Here is a 21,668-nt window from a genome sequence, read left to right on the forward strand (position 1 = left end):
CCGGCAAAAGGCGAATACGATACACCTGCGGTTGAGAAACAGTAAGGGTGGCGCGGCGGATGGCTGCAGATTACCGTGATCCTTGAGCCCTTTTTCGTACAAGGTCCGGTCGCGAGCAATGTCAGGTGGCCCATCAGCCTGGGCATGCTGCAGTCGCAAGCACCGACCCAGGACGAGCTGCGTGTCTGCGCCCTGGACATTGATGGCTACGCGCCATGCTTGGCGCACCACAAAAAAAAAGCCCCGTGAACTCGCGTTCACGGGGCCTTTGAGGTGTTACGGACGCTCAGTCAGACCGGGATCATTCCCATGGAGTGGATGGCGTTTTTCTGCGGCATGGAGCAAAAGGGCATCATCGAGCAGGCCATCCAAGCGATAGAGGAACTGCACGCACTCACCGGTGCCAATGAGGTGCTATTCCCCGGTCGCATATTCATTATTCGCACCGAAGTGATGAATGACAGTGAAACCTGGCATTGGACCCTCTGCGATGCAGGGTGTGGTGATAGATGCAGGTTATTCCACGTGATGGACGTGCTCCGCATGCTCTGAAGCGGTTTGATCGGCTGTCTTGGGCTGCTGCCGGTCGCTTTCCGACTCCAGGAAGGCCAGCACCGCGGCGACATCGTTTTCAGCCAACCGCAGGTTCGGCATTGCCACCTGGTTGTACTGGCCAAACAATTGCGTGGCCAAGGGGTCCTTTTCTTCCAGCATTTTATCCGGCTCGCGCAGCCAGCGACCCAGCCACAGGGGATCGCGTGCACGGGTCACCCCGAGCAGATCCGGACCGATGCTGTGCATTGGCACAACGCCGCCCTCCTCCATTCCCAGCGTATGACAGGAAGAACAGCGGGTCCGATAGATCTGCTCGCCAAGGCTCGGCGTACGGATCTCTGGTGCATCGGCATAATCATTGGTATGGGAGCTGGCCAGTTTCCAGTTCTGCAGACTGTTGCCCAACTGATCCGCCAGGATGTAGGGGTTTTCAAAGGGCGAAGCCTTCATCCAGCGCCCCGTGCTCTGATTGCCGATAATCAGACTCAGGTTATGGTCTTTGGTCCTGCCGTTATCGACTCCTTCGATAAACATCCCGAGCTTCTGACGCAACTCAGTGATATCGGCCTTCTGGCCGGTCAGGAACAACCAGCCAGGCGCGACCTTGAATTTTTCGGCGTACTTCTTCAGGACCTCTGGCGTATCGGTTTGCGGGTCGATGCTGATCGAGTAGAAGAACACATCGCGTCCGACCCGATCACCCAGCTGTTGCTGGACCTGGCGCAGGCGTGCCGTTTCCAGCGGACAGGAGTCGGTACAGGAGGTGAAGATAAAATTGATCACCACCACCTTGCCCTTGATCATGTCGTCGAAAAACCGCACCTTGTGCCCGTCCTGGGCCACCAGTTCGGTGTTGGGAAAGAAGTCGCCGCCCCAGGGAGTCGCCGAATCTGCAGCGGTGGCCACCCCTCCACAGGCGGCCAGCATCAGTAGCAACAGTGCATACGCCGTCCGGCAAATATCCATGACATCGACTCCTTAGCTCCCGTGCATCGTTTCGGATTGGATAGCGCTAGCTTTTGCCTTTACCACTGCTGCTGCCACCGCTACTGCCACCTTTGCCACTGCCACTGCCACTGCCACTGCCACTGGTGACTGTGTTGTCAGGGCTGGTAGTGCTACCACCGCTGCTGCCACCTTTACCACTGCTGCCACCACTTTCACTTTCACCACTACCACTGCCGCTGCCGCTGCCGCTGGTGACTGTGTTGCCAGGGCTGGCAGGGCTGGCAGTGCTACCACCGCTACTCCCACTGCCACCGCTGCTACCACCACTCTGTGTCCCGATACCGTCACCGCTGTGATAGGTAGGCAGCGCCGCCGAGCTCACGTACCCCACACCGTCCCATGTCGGCAATGGCGTAGGCATTAGCTGGAACTGCCCGGGGTGCTCGATATCCCAGCGCAACAGCATGGAGTTGTCTTCGTGCTGGGTGTTGTGACAGTGCTCCATGTAGCTACCGGCAAACTCACGGAAGTTAATGGCCATCTCGACCGTGTCTGTGGCGTCGGCATCACTGCCGATCCGGTAGACGTCCTTCCGCGCCCCTTTTTCCCATTCCGGCGGCGCCTTGCCGCCCCGGCTGAGAATGATTCCCTCCTCGAAGTGCACATGCACAGGATGGCTCCAGCCATTGCCGCCATTCTGGATTTTCCAGACTTCAAGGGTACCGATGCCTTTATAGCCGGCATCAGTAGGCCCATTGGCCAACTGAGGTGCCGCCGAAAGCCTGCGCGGATCCATGTTGAAGCCCAGCCCACCGTCGCTTTTGATGGTCCACGGCGTAGTATCGGTACCATCGGAGCGGCCAAAGATAAAAGTGCGGTGGCGCGCCTTGTTGATCACTGCCATGTCGGCAGCGTTTTCACGGTGCAGCTTCAGCGGGATCATGATTTTGCCTTCGGGCTTGCCGGGCTTGGCAGGTTCATAGGCGGTCGGGTCCATGCTCTTGTCCACGCCACTGTACGGCTTGACGTTAAACTGCATGAATTTGCCGACAACCGGGTCACCCTTGTCCCATTGCGGGCCTTTGCTGGTTTGCTTGAGGACTGCCAGGTACTTCTCGGACAGGACATCGGCCAGCGGAATATCGCCCTTGGGTCCTTTGCCGCTTTCGTGCTCCTTAAGGTTGACGAAGAAGATCTTGTCACCCGGCTTGATCCCGTTTTTTGCGAAGTTGACGATGATGTCGAACCGTTCGGCAATCCCCTGGGTCGGCAGGATGGCGTTGTGGTTATTCAGGTCGCCGTCAGCATCCAGATCCATGGTGCCGTCGAACGGCACGGCGTGTTCCATGATGTTGCCGTCGTTGGCGATCATGTGGAAAGGAACACGGGCGTAGGACACACCCGAGCTTTTCGGGCCGGGGAACTCGCCACCATTGCCTTTGATTTCGCGCACCAGCGCCAGCTTGATGTAGCGCGAGACCGAACCGTTCAGAATGCGGAAGCGATAGCTGCGGGCGCGCACATCCATGTACGGTTTATACGCCCAGTTGACGACCATCTGGTCGCCCAGGAAACCGTCGGTGTTGAAGGGGTTAAACCACAGCTGCCCCTTATCGTCCCAGGCCTTGTCGGCCACCAGCAGGTTGACATCATAGGCACGGTTGCCCCAAGCCTGTTCCGTACCACTGGGGAAACGCAGGTTGACGCCGTCGTCGATTTCCTCGTTACCGCGGTCCAGGGCGCTGTAGTAGTTCATCATTGCCGCGTTGCCCTTGTAGACGTTCTGGGCAGTGAAATCGAGCATGTGGTCGTGGAACCAGTGCGTGCTCATGGTTTCGCGCCAGTCGCCACGAATCTTGATGGTGCCGTGATCACAGGTCTTGAGGCCAGGGGAGCTGTCGTTGACCCAGAGCGTTTCACCCGGCGCGCAAGGGAATGCGGCCTTGGGATCCTTCGCATCGGTGTTGATGGTGTCGTAACCGGCCAGTTGCATCGGCCAACGGTAGTCGTAGTACTGCCCCGGGAAGAAGAAGGCGTTGGCAAAGCCGTCACTTTCAGCCGGGTTGTGCCCGTTGTGCTCGTGGGTGCTGATGGTGTGCAGGCCGAAGCCCTTGTTCGCCGACGGGTCAATGGGCAAGCCGTTGTAGTGACGCATCAACACCGGCTGACCATAGCGAACCATCAACAGTTTGGGCGGCAGGGTGCCGTCGAAGGTCCATACCGAGTTATGTTCCTGAATCGGCATGTTCGGGTGAATGCGCACCCCTATCCCTTTATTGGTACCGGGATTCGCCTGGTCGCCATTGGGGTCGTGATACAGCCCGCCAGGGCCCCACTCGCCGTGTTGCCAGTCATGCAACTGCAGGCTGTCGCGATAACCACTGTTGGTCTGCGCGCCGGTCTGCACCGTCTTGTAGGCGATTTGCGGGTAGAACTCGTTCCAGCGCTGGTGGGACCAGCCTTTTCCTGGTGGCCGCCCCTCGGCCGAGGAGCTGACCCTGCGGTTGAGGAATTCCTCAATCTGCCGCTGCCAAGGGTTGCGGTCCAGAGAGTTCGCGAACTGCGTCGGGTACGGCGTCAACCCGGGCTGGCGCATAAAGGCATCCAGCGCCTCGGGTGAAGGGCCACTGCGCGCAACATTGGTGGGGTCTTGCGCAGGCCCCGGCCCCAAGGTTGGAGGCGGAAATGGAACAGTCGATGGCGGCTGCGTTGGATCAAGCTTGGTCGGGCCGAACTCCTCGAACAGCAACACCGGCTGGGTGAACGGCTGAGCGCCGAACATCGGGCTGGGTTTGCCATTGGTGGGGAAGTTGAAACTGGTTTGGGCCGCCGGTGGCAAAACGTTCTCCACCCGGTTGGTGGCCCTGCTTCCGGGCACACCGTTGGGCATGTCGAGCGCACCCTCGTTGGCCTCGGGCAGCGTCAACAGATTGTTCAGTGCAGCGCCCGAATTGGTCGGTGGATCGGTATAGGCAGAAGGGTCGGTGGGAGGTGGCTGATCTTCGTTGTCGATGGGTGCCGCACCGACGGACGACAGGCCCAACCCCAGTGTGACCAGTACTGCAGAGGCGCCCTGCAGAAGCATTTTTCCGTGCCGTGGATTCCGTTTCAACCGAGCAGGCTGTTTCATGGCAGATACCTTGGACTCGTATACATAGACTCATTACGATCCATTCCGCTCTTGGGGCGAATGCATCGCGTTGCTGCTTACACCCGGACGGCAAGGCTGTGTTGCTAGCAGATGAGAGCGCTAGAGCAATTCGCTTGCCAGAAGGAGAAACCTGCGAAACGACGGCAAAAATAATGGCTTGAGGCCATGAACTACGTGCCATCAGTTCTTCAAATCAGCCTGCTGAAGAGGCGTCGCAGAGAGTCAGTGGTGGGGGACTTTCCGAAAATGGGGGTGAAGTAGCCCGCAAACGGGTGGGGAAGCTCCACGTGCAGGGCGCCTTGCGTTAGCACTTAACGCGGACAGTGACCAGCTACCAGGCGTCAACCGACTATATTTTAAAATCCACGCGAGTGACTCACGGCGACCTATCAATCGCCCAAAACTCAGGGAGTGTCGCGCCCGCCGTCCAGTAATATCCTCATACATGCGTCGCACGATGCGCCGGAACACTTTCTGGTTTTTGCCCACTCCGTACTCTGGAGAATCGGTGGGGCATCCTGGGTTCGGCACGCTGCAGGATTGCGCTAGTCGGCTGACCGCCGACATCGCCAGAAATTGCCAGGCCCAAAAAGCCGAAAGCCCGCAATTACGCGGGCTTCAGGGTGTTCATTGCTAATGGGTGCCGGTCAGTGCCGGACGTCCAATCACTCCCACTCGATCGTCGCTGGCGGCTTGCTCGACACGTCGTAGGTGACGCGGGAAATGCCTTCGATTTCATTGATGATGCGGCCGCTGACGGTTTCCAGCAGTTCGTAAGGCAGGTGAGCCCAACGCGCGGTCATGAAGTCGATGGTTTCCACGGCACGCAGGGCAACCACCCAGGCGTAACGACGGCCATCGCCTACCACGCCAACCGATTTCACTGGCTGGAACACCACGAAGGCCTGGCTGACCTTGTGGTACCAGTCGGCCTTGCGCAGTTCTTCGATGAAGATGTGGTCGGCACGACGCAGCAGGTCGGCGTATTCCTTCTTCACTTCACCGAGGATACGCACGCCCAGGCCCGGGCCCGGGAACGGGTGACGGTAGACCATGTCGTACGGCAGGCCCAGTTCCAGGCCCAGACGACGGACTTCGTCCTTGAACAGCTCGCGCAGGGGTTCAACCAGTTTGAGGTTCATTTCTTCCGGCAGGCCGCCCACGTTGTGGTGCGACTTGATCACATGAGCTTTGCCGCTTTTGGCGCCAGCCGACTCGATCACGTCCGGATAGATGGTGCCTTGAGCGAGGTACTTGATGTTGTCCAGTTTGTTCGACTGGGCATCGAAGACGTCGATGAAGGTACGGCCGATGATCTTGCGTTTCTTTTCCGGGTCGGACTCGCCGGCCAGGTTGTTCAGGAACTGATCTTCAGCGTTGGCGCGGATCACCTTGACGCCCATGTTCTCGGCGAACATGGCCATCACTTGCTCGCCTTCGTGCAGACGCAACAGGCCGTTGTCAACGAAGACGCAGGTCAGTTGGTCGCCAATGGCTTTGTGCAGCAGTGCGGCAACCACCGAGGAGTCAACGCCGCCGGACAGGCCAAGCAGGACGTTGTCGGTGCCGACCTGGGCGCGAATGTTGGCGATGGCGTCTTCAGCAATTTTCGAAGGCGTCCACAGGGCTTCGCAGCCGCAGATGTCGAGGATGAAGCGCGACAGGATGCGACCGCCCTGCTTGGTGTGGGTCACTTCCGGGTGAAACTGCACGCCGTAGTAACCGCGAGCGTCGTCGAACATGCCGGCAATCGGGCAGCTCGGGGTGCTGGCGAGGATGTGGAATTCCTGAGGCATCTTGGTGACTTTGTCACCGTGGCTCATCCACACGTCGAGACCGAACAGGCCATCGGCGTCGATGTGGTCTTCGATGCCGTCGAGCAGGCGGCTCTTGCCGACCACGTCGACACGGGCGTAACCGAACTCACGAAGCTCGGAACCTTCAACCTTGCCACCCAGCTGTTCAGCCATGGTCTGCATGCCGTAGCAGATACCGAAGACCGGCACGCCCAGGTCGAACACGGCTTGCGGGCAGCGTGGGCTGTTGGCTTCATGCACCGACTCTGGGCCGCCGGCGAGGATAACGCCTTTAGGAGCGAATTCGCGGATCGCATCTTCGTCCATGTCGAACGGGTGCAGTTCGCAGTACACGCCGATTTCACGCACGCGGCGAGCAATCAGTTGGGTGTACTGGGAACCGAAGTCGAGGATCAGGATGCGGTGAGCGTGAATATCGAGGGCCATGATTCAGTCTCGTCTAAGTCATTCAGAAACAGTCGTGATTCAGAAACAACTCGGGGCTGAATCGAACAGCCCCGGTTGCTTAACTTTTTGCTGGAAGCCTTAACCTACGCGGTAGTTCGGCGCTTCCTTGGTGATCTGCACGTCGTGAACGTGGGACTCGGCCATACCTGCGCCGGTGATCCGCACGAACTCAGGCTTGGTGCGCATTTCTTCGATGTCGGCACTGCCGGTGTAACCCATCGAGGAACGCAGGCCGCCCATCAATTGATGGATGATGGCGCTCAGGGTGCCCTTGTAAGGAACACGCCCTTCGATACCTTCCGGAACCAGTTTCTCGGCGCCTGCCGAGGAATCCTGGAAGTAACGGTCGGAAGAACCTTGAGCCTGGGACATGGCGCCCAGCGAGCCCATGCCACGGTAAGCCTTGTACGAACGACCCTGGTACAGCTCGATCTCACCCGGTGCTTCTTCAGTACCGGCGAACATCGAGCCCATCATTACGCAGGAAGCACCGGCTACGATGGCCTTGGACAGGTCACCGGAGAAACGGATGCCGCCGTCGGCGATCAACGGAACGCCAGTGCCTTCAAGGGCAGCGGCGACGTTGGCGATGGCACTGATTTGCGGGACGCCGACACCGGCAACGATACGGGTGGTGCAGATCGAGCCAGGGCCGATACCGACCTTGACCGCATCAGCGCCTGCTTCGGCCAAGGCCAAGGCGGCAGCGCCGGTGGCGATGTTGCCGCCGATGACCTGCACGTCAGGGTAATTCTGTTTGACCCAGCGAACGCGGTCGATCACGCCTTTGGAGTGACCGTGAGCGGTGTCGACCACCACCACGTCAACGCCGGCGTTGACCAGGGCTGCGACGCGATCTCCGGTGTCTTTACCGGTACCGACCGCAGCGCCCACACGCAGACGACCTTGATCGTCCTTGCTGGCCAGCGGGTAAGCCTTGGCTTTTTCAATGTCGTTGACGGTCATCATGCCTTTGAGGGCAAATTTATCGTCAACGATCAGTACGCGTTCGATGCGGTGTTTGTGCAACAGCTCGCGAACGTCGTTTTTGTCGGCGCCTTCCTTGACCGTGACCAGACGCTCTTTAGGCGTCATCACTTCACGGACGGAGGCGTCCATACGGTTCTCGAAACGCACGTCACGGGAAGTGACGATGCCGACCAGGTCGCCATCGTGCAGCACCGGAACGCCGGAGATGTTGTGCATGCGGGTCAGTTCGAACAGTTCACGAACCGTGGCATCAGCCTCGATCGTGATCGGGTCCTTGACCACGCCGGCTTCGTAACGCTTGACCTTGCGCACTTCGGCAGCTTGCTGCTCGATGGTCATGTTCTTGTGGATAATACCGATGCCACCTTCCTGAGCCATGGCGATTGCCAGACGGGCTTCAGTGACGGTGTCCATGGCGGCAGAAACCAGAGGAATATTCAGCTCGATGCCACGGGTTAGGCGGGTCTTGAGACTGACTTCGTTAGGAAGCACCTCGGAATAACCAGGCACTAGGAGAATGTCGTCGAATGTCAGAGCTTCTTGGCTGATACGCAGCATCGCGGGGGCTCCCGAGCGGGAAAATGGAAGCGCGCCATTATAGTCAGACACCCCCTCGGGTTCAATGTAAAACTCTGTCTATTATTAGCATCGCTGATATACGGGGATTGTCGCGGCCTACAACTCGACTTTCACCCAACTGACCGGCTGATCCAGCCAATCGGCGAATTCATCAATAAAGCTCTGTTTGAACCCGGCTTCTGCCCAGTTGTTGAAGATAAATCCCAAGTTGGAAAAACCGCATTCCTGCAAGAAAAGAAAGCCGTTGATGTCATCTTCATGCCCGCATTCAGGGCAGGTGAAATTGTCGGTGCGTCCCGGCATCCAGTCTTCCAGGCTTTCGAACAGTGCTTCGCCGACTTCCTTGCGGCACTCGGCGCATCCCGCCTCTTCAAGGAAACCTTTGGCCGGCGTATAGATGCAGCGCTTGGTAACGATCTCCAGGCCATTGATCGGCTCGCCAAACGGCAGCGCTTGCGGATGCAGCACCACCGCGCGGGCACCGTCGGCGATGGCGTGGGCCATGCGATTGCCGGTGCGGCCACAGGTGGTCAGTTCTTCCTGGACGATGTTCTTGCGCACCAGCCACCGCACCACCGCACGAGCCCGGGGTTCGTGGACTGGCAACGTGGAGATTTTCGGGACGATGATGCTTTGTGAATTCATGGCACAGGCCTATCAATACTAAATAACCCAACCTGTGGGAGCGAGCCTGCTCGCGATGAGGCCATTGCAGCCAACATTGATGTTGCCTGCCCCACCGCTATCGCGAGCAGGCTCGCTCCCACCGGATTTTCGGGCGGCAGCTTAATCCCTGACACTCTCAGGTCAAGTACTCAAGTACCGCCCGATCAAGGCAATCCCGCTGGCCAGCACCAACCAGGTCACCAGCCGCACAAACGCCTCGCGCGATAATCTCATGGTCAACCGCCGCCCGATCCACAACCCCAAGGCCATGGCCGGCAGCAAACACAGCGCCAACACCAACAAGGGTAGCTCGGCATACACACCTGCGACGGCAAACAGGCTCAAGCGCACCACTGTGCTGCAACTGATCAGCGCACTCTGCGTCGCGCGGGCCGCCTCTTTGGGCAGGCGACTGTTCAAATAGATCGCGTATAAAAAGCCGCCGCTGCCAAACAACGCCCCGAACATCCCGCCCACGGTACCCATCGGCACCGCCCAACTGGCGGATAACTGCGTCGGACGGGCTTTGACCCACAGGCTGTAAACCGCATAGGCGCTGATAAACAGCCCCATCAACAGCAGCAACACATCGGATTTCAGGTTCAGCAGAAAGATCACCCCCAACGTACAACCCACCGCCATGCAAGGCAGCAATCGCAGCAACTCGGGTTTCGCCACATCGCGCCGCGAGGGCAGCAAATTGCCGAACGCCGCGACAAAATCCAGCAGCACCAGCAATGGCACGATCTTCGATAACGGCATGAACAGAATCAGAATCGGTCCCGCCACCAGCGCCGTGCCGAAGCCGGCGATACCGAACACGATATAGGCCAGGGCGATGCCCAGCCCGATAACCAGCCAATCCGTTGTGTCGAATGGCCATTGATGCAATAACTCCAGCACGCTCATTTGCGGTGTTTTCCTTAAATACCAGTGATGACTTTAGCCACAGCCAAGCGTTGCGACTAATATCTTCAAAGCCACCAACCCATCTCTAAAAGGCATGCCTTGTGCTTTCAACCCGCCAATTGCGTTACTTCGTGGAAATCGCCGAGTGCGGCAGTTTCAGCGCTGCGGCCGAGCGTTTGTTCATTGCTCAATCGGCGTTGAGCCGGCAGATCAAGGACATGGAAACTCGACTGCAAACACCGCTGTTCGAACGCACCGCACGCCAGCCCCGACTTACCGCAGCGGGCGAAGCATTCTTGCCGCGAGCGAGAAATCTGCTCAATGAACTGAGCAAGGCCTGCACCATGGCCACCGAAGTCGGCAATGGCCAGCTCGGCACTCTGCGCCTGAGCCACTCCAGCACAGTACCGATCAGTGGTCGCTTGCTGGTTGATGTCAGCGCCTATCTTGAGCAACATCCGGGCGTGTCGCTGGATATCGGGAAATTATCCTCGCAAGTGCAACTGGATGAACTGGCCGAGGGTCGTCTCGACCTTGGATTGCTACGTCTGCCGGTGTTGCGCCAGCGGGAAGGCATTCAAATTGTGCCGCTGCTCACCGAGCGATTGCTGCTGGCGGTGCCGGCCGACCATCGCCTGACGCAAAATGAGTCTGCGCCTGTAGATCTCGCGCAATTAAAGGACGAAGCGTTTATCTCTATCCCGCACCCACAGCGCGGCGGTCTGAGCTATCTATGTGCGGACCTGTGCATGCGTCAGGGCTTCTTTCCTAAAGCGGCGCGGGTGATGTCGCGCAAGACCACGCAGTTGCAACTGATCCAGGCTGGATTCGGCATCGCCCTGCTGCCTGAGTCGATGCAAGAAATTGCCCCCACCGGGGTGCGATTTCTTCCGCTGGCCGATCCCGACTGCCAGAGCATCGTCGCCCTTGCCTATCGCCAGAATCCAACACCGCTGATTCACCACTTCCTTCAGACTTTCACTAAAACCTGTGGGAGTGAGCCTGCTCGCGATAGCGGTGTATCAGTCGACAACAGTATTGAATGCTAAACCGCTATCGTCGGAACGCCGCCCGGAGCCGGCTCACACCTACAGGGGATTTTCGTTGGGTCATGGAGATTGGTCGCCGAATGCCTTTAAACTGCGCCCCATGATTAAAGATCCCTTTGCAAGACTCGGCCTGGACCGTGAAGTCCTGACTGTCAGCCAGCTCAACGGCCGCGCGCGGGTGTTGCTCGAAGACGTGTTCAGCAATATCTGGGTCGAAGGCGAAATCTCCAACCTCGCTCGCCCGGCGTCCGGCCACGTGTATTTCACCCTCAAGGACAGCGGCGCCCAGGTGCGTTGCGCGCTGTTTCGGCAGAATGCGGCGCGGGTTCGCCAAGCGTTGAAGGATGGCCTGGCGGTCAAAGTCCGCGGCAAGGTTTCTTTATTCGAGGGACGCGGCGACTACCAACTGATCCTCGACACCGTGGAACCGGCCGGTGATGGCGCGCTGCGCCTGGCCTTCGATGCCTTGAAGGAAAAGCTCAGCGCCGAAGGCCTGTTCAGTGCCGAGCGCAAAGTACCGTTACCTGCGCATCCGCAACGCATCGGCATCATCAGCTCACCGACCGGCGCGGTGATTCGCGACATTATCAGCGTATTCCGCCGCCGTGCTCCGCAGATCCAGCTGACGCTGATCCCCACCGCCGTGCAAGGTCGCGAAGCCACCGCGCAGATTGTCCGCGCGCTGAAACTGGCGGACGCCCGTGGTTTCGACGCACTGATCCTGGCCCGTGGCGGCGGTTCGCTGGAAGACCTCTGGTGCTTCAACGAAGAAGCGGTGGCCCGAGCGGTCGATGCCTGCGTCACGCCGATTGTCAGCGCCGTCGGCCACGAAACCGACGTGTCGATCAGTGACTTCGTGGCCGACGTTCGCGCCCCGACGCCGTCCGCTGCCGCCGAACTGCTCGCCCCGGATTCCAGCGATCTGGTGCGTCGGGTCGAAAGCCTGCATCGCCGGCTGGTGATGCGCATGCGCGACCGTTTGATGCGCGACCGCCTGCGCCTGGAGGGCATCTCCCGCCGCCTGCGTCATCCCGGCGAACGCCTGCGCCAGCAAGCGCAGCGCCTGGATGACCTGGACATGCGCATGCGTCGCGCGTTTGAACGCAGCCTCAATACCCGTCGCGAGCGCTTGATTCGTCTGGAAACCCGCCTCGCCGGGCAACATCCCGGCCGGCAATTGGCGATGCTCCGCCAGCGCCTCGACAGCCTCGCCGAACGCCTGCCCCGTGCGATCCGCGAAGGCCTCAAGTCGCGGCGCCTGCAACTGCAAAGTCAGGTGCAGACGCTACAAGTGGTCAGCCCGCTGGCGACACTGGCCCGTGGCTACAGCATTTTGCTGGACGAGCGTGGCAACGCGATCCGCAGCGCCGAACAAACCCACAACGGTCAGCGCCTCAAGGCCAAACTCGGCAACGGCGAACTGCAAGTGCGGGTCGAAGACAATCACCTGACGCCTGTCACCCTTTCTTTACTGGATTGATCCATGCCGCGTTTTTTAGCTCCGCTGCTGTTGCTGTGCCTGACCTTCAACGCCCACGCCGACAGCTACATCACTCGCCTGTTGAACAAACCGGTGCCCGGCGGCGTGGCCGTGGTGGACCTGGGCGCCTCAGCCCAGGCGCCGAAGGCCAGCTACCAAGGCAAACCGGTGTTGGTGGTCAAGGAACAGAACAACTGGCTGGCGATTGTCGGCGTGCCGTTGACGGTCAAACCGGGCACGCAGCAGCTCAGCAGCGGCGGTCGTAACCTGAGTTTCACCGTCGGCAACAAAAAGTACCCGGAACAGCACATCACCCTGAAAAATACGCAGCAGGTCAATCCGAATCCCGACAACCTCAAGCGCATCGAAGGCGAACTGGCCGAGCAGATCCAGGCCTACCGCAGCTTCAGCCCCAACACACCGAGCAACCTGCTGCTGGACAAACCGGTCAACGGGCCGCTGTCGAGCAAGTTTGGCGTTCGCCGTTTCTTTAACGGAGAAGAGCGCAATCCGCACGCCGGACTGGACTTCGCCGTGCCTGCCGGTACGCCGATCAAGACGCCGGCGGCGGGTAAGGTGATTCTGATCGGCAACTACTTCTTCAACGGCAACACGGTGTTTGTCGATCACGGGCAGGGCTTTATCAGCATGTTCTGCCATATGTCGAAAATCGACGTGAAGGTTGGGCAGCAACTAGCGCGGGGTGGGGTGGTCGGGAAAGTCGGGGCAACTGGCCGCGCGACCGGGCCGCATATGCACTGGAATGTCAGCCTGAATGATGCGCGGGTGGATCCGGCGATTTTTATCGGGGCTTTTCAACCCTGAATTTTTCGGTAAGGCTGATGGCCTCTTCGCGGGCAAGCCCGCTCCCACAGTTGATCTGTGGCGTACACAAATCCACTGTGGGAGCGGGCTTGCCCGCGAAGGCGGCATAACAGACACCACCTACTCAGCCTCCAAATCCTCGATCCCATGGGCCTCCCGGTCCGCCAGACAATGTTTTATCCACTCCTGAGTCTCTGCCGAGAAACCCGTCAACTCTTCCGACGTGATCAACTCCCGCGCGCACAACCCGAGCAAGTGCGACCGAGCCTCATGCCGTGAAAACCTGAACACACCAAACGCCCAATACAGCTCCTTTTGCCTGGACTGAAGCAGCTCTTCCGTGGCTTCAATCCGATCATAAGGCGCCAGGCTTTTATCCAGCACCGCGCGCTCGACCTCCTCCATGATCCGGATACACATCCGCTCATGCGCCAACGGCCGCAACGCGCTATACCGCTTCCAGTCCGACTCGTTCATGTCCGACTCCTGCCTTGTTCAGGCTTTAAGCATAGCCGTGCTCAGCGGCGCATCGTCGCAAACCTCAAATTGCGCAGCGCTCAAACCTTGCGCAATCATCAAAACAATCTGATCCACTTACAACAATAAAATCTCGATAAAATCGACTTTCAGGGTATTCCTCTCAATTTTTTTCGACTGCTTGCCATCCTTCCCCCCCGCGGTTAGGGTTGAAGGCATGAAAACCTCTCACACCCTCATTCAGCTTCGCCAGCACCGCAGCCTGTGCCTCGTCAGCGCACGACTGCCGGGCTGAATCGCGATGCCTCGCTCCACGCTTTTCCCCAAGAACATTTGATCCACCGGCAGGCCGCCTTTTTTCGGCCCACACAATAAGGATTCCCCCGATGAGCATGCTCAAAGATCCGTCTTCGAAATACCGCGCGTTCCCGACCATCGACATCCCGGATCGCACCTGGCCGTCGAAGACCATCACTGCCGCGCCGATCTGGTGCAGCTCCGACCTTCGTGATGGCAACCAGTCGCTGATCGAGCCAATGGACGCGGTCAAGAAATTGCGTTTCTGGAAAACCCTGGTGTCTGTCGGCGTAAAAGAAATCGAAGCCTCGTTCCCGGCTGCTTCGCAAACCGACTTCGACTTCGTGCGTACTCTGATCGAAGGCAACCACATCCCGGACGACACCACCATTCAGGTGCTGACCCAGGGTCGTGAAGACTTGATCGAACGCACCTTTGAGTCCCTGCGCGGGGCGAAAAAAGCCATCGTTCACCTGTACAACGCGACCTCCCCTTCTTTCCGCAAGATTGTCTTCAATCAGGACAAGGACGGGATCAAGGAAATCGCCGTCAGCGCGGCCAAGCTGTTCGTTAAATACGCCGCTCAGCAGCCTGAAACCCAGTGGACCTTTGAATACTCGCCAGAGACTTTCAGCGCCACTGAGCTGGAGTTCGCCAAAGAAGTCTGCGACGCAGTGATCGAGGTCTGGAACCCGACGCCTGAGCACAAGATGATCCTCAACTTGCCTGCGACCGTCGAATGCGCCACCCCGAACATATACGCCGACCAGATCGAATGGTTCGGCCGTCACATCAACCGTCGTGACAGCGTGATTATCAGCCTGCACACCCACAACGACCGTGGCACCGGTGTAGCCGCTACCGAACTGGGCCTGATGGCCGGTGCGGACCGTGTCGAAGGCTGCCTGTTCGGCAATGGCGAGCGTACCGGTAACGTTGACCTCGTGACCGTGGCACTGAACCTCTACACCCAGGGCGTTCACCCTGAGCTGGACTTCTCCGACATCGACGGCGTGCGCAAGGTCGTCGAAGAGTGCAACCAGATCCAAGTGCACCCACGTCACCCGTACGTCGGCGACCTGGTGCATACCGCGTTCTCCGGCTCTCACCAGGATGCGATCCGCAAGGGCTTCGCCCAGCAGAAACCGGATGCGCTGTGGGAAGTGCCGTACTTGCCAATCGACCCGGCCGATATCGGTCGCAGCTACGAGGCGGTCATTCGCGTCAACAGCCAGTCGGGCAAAGGCGGTATCGCTTACCTGCTGGAACAGGAATACGGCATCAACTTGCCACGCCGCATGCAGATCGAGTTCAGCCAGGTTGTGCAGCGTGAAACCGATCGCCTGGGCCTGGAAATGACCGCCCAGCAGATCCACGCACTGCTGCACAGCGAGTACTTGCAGGCCAACACCCCGTACGCGTTGGTCAGCCATCGCCTGCAGGAAGAAAACGGTCACAGCGCCGTGGAAGTGGAAGTCTCCAGCAAAGGTCAGGGTGAAACCAACCTGCACTGGCGCGGCAAGGGCAACGGTGCGCTGGAAGCCCTGGTGGCCGGTCTGCCGATCCCGGTGGAGATCATGGACTACAACGAACACGCCATCGGCGCGGGCACCAATGCCAAGGCTGCGGCCTACATTGAACTGCGTGTGAACGGTGAACGTGCGGTACATGGTGTCGGTATTGATGAAAACATCACCACCGCTAGCTTCAAGGCCCTGTTCAGCGCGCTGAACCGCTCGCTGAGCCAGCCGGAAGCGAAAGCGGCGTAAGCCGTTCGCTACAACGCAAAAGGCCCCGAGGTGCGAACCTTGGGGCCTTTTTGTTTGCCTGCTGTTTCTGTATTGCCTGATGTGCCGCCATCGCGAGCAGGCTCGCGATGGCTATAGATCAAACACCAAAAGTGTCAGGTGAACTCAAACGTATCGGCATCAAGATTCGCCGGAAACCGCGTACGATAAGCCTGTAGATCCGCAGCGTTCAATACCACCTGAAACACCCCATCGGCCTCGCCTGCACTGAGCAAGGTCTCCCCCTGGAAATCCAGTACCTGACTGTCGCCGGTGTAGGCAAAACCTTTTCCGTCCGTGCCAATGCGATTTACCGCCGCCACATAGCAGAGGTTCTCGATGGCCCGAGCCGGCAGCAAACGGTTCCAGTGCTGGCGACGTGCACCCGGCCAGTTGGCGGTGTACAGCAGCAAGTCGGTGTCCTGGGCATCGCGGCTCCAGACCGGGAAGCGCAAGTCGTAGCAAATCAGTGGCCGTACCCGCCAGCCTTTGAGCTCGAACTGCACCTGACGCTCGCCCGGCGTGAAGTGGTTATGCTCGCCAGCCATGCGGAACAGATGACGTTTGTCGTAGTGCCAAACCTCCCCTTCCGGACGCGCCCACAGCAGGCGATTGCGATGACTTCCGTCAGCGGCCTGGACAATGATGCTGCCGGTGATCACCGCGTCGAGCTTCGCCGCCTGAACGCGCAACCACTTGCTGGTCGGACCGTTTTCCGCCTCCGCCAGGGTTTGCGACTCCATGGAGAAACCGGTGGTGAACATCTCCGGCAGGATGATCAGGTCCGCTCCGCGAGCCTGCTCCAGCAACTGCTCGAAATGCTCCAGGTTGGCTTTGCGGTCGTGCCAGGCCAGCGAGGTCTGGATCAGCGCTACATTCAGGTTGGGCAGTGCACTCAGATCACGCATAGTTTTACCGCTGCTTCACGCAGGGTCTCCTCACGTTTGGCAAAACACAAGCGCACCAGGCGCTGGCCTGCGGGTGGGGTCTGGTAGAACACCGAGATAGGAATACTCGCTACACCATGTTCGCGGGTGATCCACAGCGCCATCTCGACGTCATTGAGGTCCGGACGGATCTGCGAGTAATCGACCAACTGGAAATAAGTGCCGGTCACGCGAGTGAAACTGAATCGCGACGGCGTCAGCAGATCGCAGAACAGATCCCGCTTGGCTTGATAGAAATCTGGCAACTCTTCAACGTGTTCCGGGTGCTCGGCCATGAAGTCTGCCAAGGCAAATTGCAGCGGTGTCACGCCGCAGAAACTGACGTATTGATGAACCTTGCGCAACTCGGCGGTGAGTGCCGGCGGTGCGACCACGTAGCCGGTTTTCCAACCTGTAACGTGGTAAGTCTTGCCAAAGGAACTGACCACGAAAGCGCGCTGATACAACTCTTCGTGATTCAACACACTGACGTGAGGCACCGCGTCGAACACCAGGTGTTCGTAGACTTCATCGCTGACCAGATAGATGTCGCGACCGCGAATCAAATCCGCCAACTGATCCAGCTCTGCACGGCTGATCAACGCGCCGCTCGGGTTGTGTGGCGAGTTGAGAACAATCATCCGCGTGCGCGGCGTTATGGCTTCGGCCAGCATCTGAAAGTCGATGGAGAAATCATTCAGCCCGAGTTGCACATGCACGCAACGTCCCCCGGCCAATTCCACCGACGGCTCATAACTGTCGTAGCAAGGGTCGAACACGATGACTTCATCGCCGCTGTGGATAACGGCCTGAATCGCGCAAAAGATCGCCAGGGTGGCGCCAGGCGTGATGGTCACTTCGTGGTCGGCATCGACGTTGACGCCATAACTGCGAGCGACTTTCGCCGCCACTTGCTGGCGTAAAGCAGGCAGGCCGGTCATCGGCGAATACTGGTTATGGCCATTGGCGATGTGCCGGCCAACCGCATCACAGAGGGCCTGCGGGGCATCGAAATCGGGAAAACCCTGGGACAGGTTGATCGCCCCGGTCTGCGTCGCGAGTTGAGACATCTGAGTGAAGATAGTGATGCCGACATTCGGCAGCTTACTGGTGATCATCGGTAGCCCCTTGCAGGTGAGCTACAAGTTTCTAGCTGCAAGCTGCAAGTGGTCAAGCGTCAAACCTCCAGACGCAAAAAAGGGCCCTGCAAAGGACCCTTTTCGCTTTTACTTGAAGCTTGCCGCTTGAAACTTAAAGCTGCGTCTATCTCTTATCGCGGCGCTTCTTGTCGGCCTTTTTGTGGTGCGACATCATGCGACGCTTCTTGTTGACCTGACGGTCTGTGAGCGAGTTCTTGTTGCCTTCGTACGGGTTCTCGCCGCCCTTGAATTCGATGCGGATCGGCGTACCGACCAGCTTCAAGACACGACGGTAAGTATTTTCCAGGTAACGAACGTAAGACTTCGGCACCTTCTCGATCTGGTTACCGTGAATCACGATAATTGGCGGGTTCGCGCCACCCAAGTGGGCGTAACGCAGTTTGATACGACGGTTGTTGACCATTGGTGGCGCGTGCTCACCGACCGCGTCTTCCAGAATCTGGGTCAGGCGGTTGGTTGGCCAACGGGTCACGGCGGACTTGAACGAGTTCTGTACCGAGGCGTAGAGGTTGCCCACGCCGGTACCGTGCAGCGCCGAGATGAAGTGGATGTCGGCGTAGTCAACGAAGAACAGTCGACGTTGCAGTTCGACCTTCACGAAGTCACGCTCGCTCGGCGTCATGCCGTCCCACTTGTTGATCGCGATAACCAGCGCGCGACCCGACTCAATGGCGAAGCCCAGCAGGTTGAGGTCGTGGTCCACCACGCCTTCGCGGGCGTCCATCACAAAGATCACCACGTTGGCGTCTTTGATCGCTTGCAGGGTTTTGACCACGGAGAATTTTTCAACTTCTTCGTGGATCTTGCCGCGCTTGCGCACACCAGCGGTGTCGATCAGCGTGTACTTCTCGTCGTTACGCTCGAACGGAATGTAGATACTGTCGCGGGTCGTACCCGGTTGGTCATACACGATGACCCGGTCTTCACCGAGCATGCGGTTGACCAGGGTCGACTTGCCGACGTTCGGGCGACCGATGATGGCGATCTTGATACCGTCTTTTTCGCTTGGGCCAGGAATGCGCTTGGCTTCCTCACCTTCGGCAACGATCTCTTCTTCGCCGTCTTCCGGCTCTTCGTCATCTTTCGGGAAATCGCTCAGGGCGATTTCCAGCATCTGGGTGATGCCACGACCATGAGCACCAGCGATAGGGATCGCGTGGCCCATGCCCAACGGGGCGAATTCCGCGCGGGCCATTTCAGGGTCGATGTTGTCGACCTTGTTGGCAACCACGTAAGAACGCTTGTTACGTTTGCGCAAATGCTCGGCGATCATCTGGTCGGCGGCAGTGAAGCCAGCCTTGGCATCTACCAGGAACAGAACGACATCGGCTTCTTCAATGGCCAGCAGCGACTGCTCGGCCATTTTTTCGTCCATACCATGCTCGTCACCGGAGATACCGCCGGTGTCGACCAGAATGTAGGAACGCCCTTGCCACTTGGCCTCACCGTATTGGCGATCACGGGTCAGACCGGACAAGTCGCCGACGATGGCGTCGCGAGTCCTGGTCAGGCGGTTGAACAAGGTGGACTTGCCGACGTTCGGTCGGCCCACCAGGGCGATTACGGGAACCATGCGGCTCTCCACTTCGTTATTTCAGAAAATACAAAAGCCGCTGCGAGGCAGCGGCTGGTGCTCGGGGCATCACCATGGCTGTTTTTGTGGGAGCGAGCCTGCTCGCGATAAACGCAAAGGCACCGCATTCATTCAGGCCGCAAACGTAATCGTTGACGTCCATCGCGAGCAGGCTCGTTCCACATTCATACCCATAAGTGAAGCAGCCTGGGGCGTTAACCCCAAGCATAGTTGTTACTTAATGGTCAGGGCTTCCAGTTTGCCGCTGTTGCCATATACATAAATCGTGTCACCCACCACCAGCGGACGGGCACGCAGGCCGTCGCTGTCGATCTTTTCGCGGCCGACGAAACGACCGTCCACCTGACTCAGCAGGTGCAGGTAGCCTTCCATATCGCCGACTGCAACGTAGCTGGAGAACACTTCCGGAGCCGACAGTTGGCGGCGGGCCAGCGAATCGTTGCTCCACAACGCGGTGGTGGAACGTTCGTCGACGCCTTCAACGGTGCCCGAAGCCAGGCTCACGTAAACGTTGCCAAACCCCTGGGCGACGCCAGCATAGCTGGAAGCATCACGCTGCCAGAGCTGACGACCGCTTTCCAGGTCCAGTGCCGCAACGCGGCCCTGATAGCTGGCGACGTACAGCGTACCGCCGGACAGCAGCAAGCCGCCGTCGATGTCGACCACACGTTCCAGCTCCGAACGACCCTGTGGGATCGCTACACGTTGTTCCCACACCGGCACGCCGTTGGAGATATTGAGAGCGACCACCTTACCGGTCGACAGACCTGCTACCGCAAAACGGTTGGTCACGATTGGCGCACTGGTGCCGCGCAGCGTCAGGACCGCAGGGGTGCTGTCATACAACCAGCGCTGGTTGCCGGTCGCGGCATCCAGGCCGATCAGACGGTCGTCCTGAGTCTGAACCACTACCACGTCACCGTTGGTGGCCGGCGGTGCGAGAACTTCACTGTTCACGCGAGCGCGCCATTTCTCTTCACCGTTGATCGCGTCCATGGCAACGACTACGCCTTGGAGCGTACCGATCATGACCAGGCCGTAACCCACGCCAACAGCACCGGAAACAGGCAGGTCGAGATCTTTCTTCCACTTGACGTCGCCATTGCTGCGATCCATCGCCATCACCACGCCAGTGACGTCGCCAGCATAGATGGTATCGCCATCAATCGCCGGTACCAGCATGTTGTAGGATTCGCCCTGACCGTCACCGATCGAACGACTCCACTGCTTTTGCAGAACTACTTCTTCTTTGAAGTCGACCAGCTCGGCAGGTGGCAATTCCTTTTTGCTGTTGCTGCTGCAACCCGCGGCCAAAATGGCCAGGGCCAGCAATGCTGCATGTTTCCAACGAATCACGTCACGCATCCCCTTTGGCCAGATCGTCCAGCTTGATTTGCAGGCCACCGACCGCTGCTTCATCCGACAGGGCGGCCTTGGCTTTTTGATACGCCTTGTTCGCTTCGTCGGTACGACCCAACTGCACCAGCAGGTCGCCTTTGAGTTCTTCGCGAGTGGCCAGGAATGCTTTGTCGGTATCGCCTTCGAGCAGTTTCAGGGCTTCATCGGCCTTGTTCTGCGCGGCCAGTACCTGCGCCAGGCGCTGACGGGCAATTTCACCCAGCGCCGGGTTGGCCGGTTTGGCGACAATGGCTTTCAGCTCGGTGGCTGCGTCGTCCAGCTTGGCGCTGTCGACCGCGACTTTCGCCACGAACAGGCTGCCGTACTGCGCGTAGGCGCTACCGCCAAACTCGCTGTTGAGCTTGCCGGCCAGGTCGGCAACACGGGCCGCGTCAGGCTTGCCGTCAGGCGTCAGCGTGGTTTCGAGCAATTGCTGATAGAGCATCGAGGCGCCTTGCGACTGATTGCTCTGATACTTGTGAAAGGCTTGCCAGCCGAACACGATGACCAGCGCCAACAGGCCGCCAGTGACCAAGGGCTTGCCGTTGCGTGACCACCAGTCCTTCAAATCCGCCAGATGTTCCTCTTCGGTACTCGACACCCCAATACTCCT

General features: G+C 59.0%; 17 protein-coding genes. 5 read left to right on the forward strand and 12 right to left on the reverse strand.

Annotated features, from left to right (window positions below; all coding sequences use genetic code 11):
* Window positions 1-309: 309 nt before the first annotated feature.
* A complete protein-coding gene (locus AC3ISI_RS23470) occupies window positions 310-552 on the forward strand; it encodes a DUF6555 family protein (RefSeq protein WP_489334033.1) in 243 nt (80 codons plus the stop codon).
* Here the strand turns inward: AC3ISI_RS23470 and AC3ISI_RS23475 are convergent.
* From AC3ISI_RS23475 to AC3ISI_RS23500, 6 genes are all read right to left on the reverse strand, one after another.
* Window positions 517-1,482: an SCO family protein gene (locus AC3ISI_RS23475; protein ID WP_489337776.1), complete on the reverse strand. Its 966-nt coding sequence runs from the start codon at window positions 1,480-1,482 to the stop codon at window positions 517-519. The genes AC3ISI_RS23470 and AC3ISI_RS23475 overlap by 36 nt on opposite strands.
* 85 nt (window positions 1,483-1,567) lie before the next feature.
* Window positions 1,568-4,633, reverse strand: a complete 3,066-nt coding sequence (locus tag AC3ISI_RS23480; RefSeq protein WP_489334034.1) for a multicopper oxidase domain-containing protein — start codon at window positions 4,631-4,633, stop codon at window positions 1,568-1,570.
* Window positions 4,634-5,319: 686 nt separating this feature from the next.
* The gene (gene guaA, locus AC3ISI_RS23485) at window positions 5,320-6,897 is read right to left on the reverse strand and encodes a glutamine-hydrolyzing GMP synthase (protein WP_046054681.1); all 1,578 of its coding nucleotides are present in this window, start codon (window positions 6,895-6,897) and stop codon (window positions 5,320-5,322) included.
* 99 nt (window positions 6,898-6,996) lie between these two features.
* Window positions 6,997-8,466, reverse strand: coding sequence for an IMP dehydrogenase (gene guaB / locus AC3ISI_RS23490; RefSeq protein ID WP_489334035.1), 1,470 nt, complete (start codon window positions 8,464-8,466; stop codon window positions 6,997-6,999).
* Window positions 8,467-8,583: 117 nt separating this feature from the next.
* A complete protein-coding gene (locus tag AC3ISI_RS23495) occupies window positions 8,584-9,132 on the reverse strand; it encodes a sugar ABC transporter ATPase (protein WP_223512165.1) in 549 nt (182 codons plus the stop codon).
* 162 nt (window positions 9,133-9,294) lie between these two features.
* Complete coding sequence (locus AC3ISI_RS23500; RefSeq protein ID WP_489334036.1) at window positions 9,295-10,062, reverse strand: sulfite exporter TauE/SafE family protein; 768 nt, start codon at window positions 10,060-10,062, stop codon at window positions 9,295-9,297.
* 101 nt (window positions 10,063-10,163) lie between these two features.
* On the opposite strand from AC3ISI_RS23500, the gene AC3ISI_RS23505 reads away from it, so the two are divergent.
* The 3 genes from AC3ISI_RS23505 (at window position 10,164) to AC3ISI_RS23515 (ending at window position 13,416) form a co-directional block, all read left to right on the forward strand.
* A complete protein-coding gene (locus tag AC3ISI_RS23505; protein WP_489334037.1) occupies window positions 10,164-11,111 on the forward strand; it encodes a LysR family transcriptional regulator in 948 nt (315 codons plus the stop codon).
* 100 nt (window positions 11,112-11,211) lie between these two features.
* On the forward strand, window positions 11,212-12,591 hold the full coding sequence (gene xseA / locus AC3ISI_RS23510; RefSeq protein ID WP_223512169.1) for an exodeoxyribonuclease VII large subunit: 1,380 nt from the start codon (window positions 11,212-11,214) through the stop codon (window positions 12,589-12,591).
* Between the two features lie 3 nt (window positions 12,592-12,594).
* Window positions 12,595-13,416, forward strand: a complete 822-nt coding sequence (locus AC3ISI_RS23515) for a peptidoglycan DD-metalloendopeptidase family protein (RefSeq protein ID WP_489334038.1) — start codon at window positions 12,595-12,597, stop codon at window positions 13,414-13,416.
* 120 nt (window positions 13,417-13,536) lie between these two features.
* Here the strand turns inward: AC3ISI_RS23515 and AC3ISI_RS23520 are convergent, their stop codons facing one another.
* A complete protein-coding gene (locus AC3ISI_RS23520; RefSeq protein ID WP_489334039.1) occupies window positions 13,537-13,893 on the reverse strand; it encodes a hypothetical protein in 357 nt (118 codons plus the stop codon).
* A gap of 386 nt (window positions 13,894-14,279) precedes the next feature.
* Here AC3ISI_RS23520 and leuA point away from each other — a divergent pair, with 386 nt between their 5' ends.
* Window positions 14,280-15,959, forward strand: coding sequence for a 2-isopropylmalate synthase (gene leuA, locus AC3ISI_RS23525; protein ID WP_489334040.1), 1,680 nt, complete (start codon window positions 14,280-14,282; stop codon window positions 15,957-15,959).
* Window positions 15,960-16,093: 134 nt separating this feature from the next.
* On the opposite strand, the gene AC3ISI_RS23530 is transcribed toward leuA, so the two are convergent.
* The 5 genes from AC3ISI_RS23530 to AC3ISI_RS23550 form a co-directional block, all read right to left on the reverse strand.
* On the reverse strand, window positions 16,094-16,885 hold the full coding sequence (locus tag AC3ISI_RS23530) for an amidohydrolase (protein ID WP_489334041.1): 792 nt from the start codon (window positions 16,883-16,885) through the stop codon (window positions 16,094-16,096).
* Complete coding sequence (locus tag AC3ISI_RS23535; protein ID WP_489334042.1) at window positions 16,873-18,021, reverse strand: pyridoxal phosphate-dependent aminotransferase; 1,149 nt, start codon at window positions 18,019-18,021, stop codon at window positions 16,873-16,875. Before AC3ISI_RS23535 ends, AC3ISI_RS23530 begins: the two co-directional genes overlap by 13 nt.
* Window positions 18,022-18,166: 145 nt before the next feature.
* The gene (gene der / locus AC3ISI_RS23540) at window positions 18,167-19,636 is read right to left on the reverse strand and encodes a ribosome biogenesis GTPase Der (protein WP_150747938.1); all 1,470 of its coding nucleotides are present in this window, start codon (window positions 19,634-19,636) and stop codon (window positions 18,167-18,169) included.
* 234 nt (window positions 19,637-19,870) lie between these two features.
* A complete protein-coding gene (gene bamB, locus AC3ISI_RS23545; RefSeq protein ID WP_489334044.1) occupies window positions 19,871-21,022 on the reverse strand; it encodes an outer membrane protein assembly factor BamB in 1,152 nt (383 codons plus the stop codon).
* Complete coding sequence (locus AC3ISI_RS23550) at window positions 21,015-21,656, reverse strand: tetratricopeptide repeat protein (protein ID WP_489334045.1); 642 nt, start codon at window positions 21,654-21,656, stop codon at window positions 21,015-21,017. The genes bamB and AC3ISI_RS23550 overlap by 8 nt, the downstream gene beginning before the upstream one ends.
* Window positions 21,657-21,668: the final 12 nt, after the last annotated feature.

The sequence above is a fragment of the Pseudomonas sp. GL_139_B genome (genome assembly GCF_057834475.1).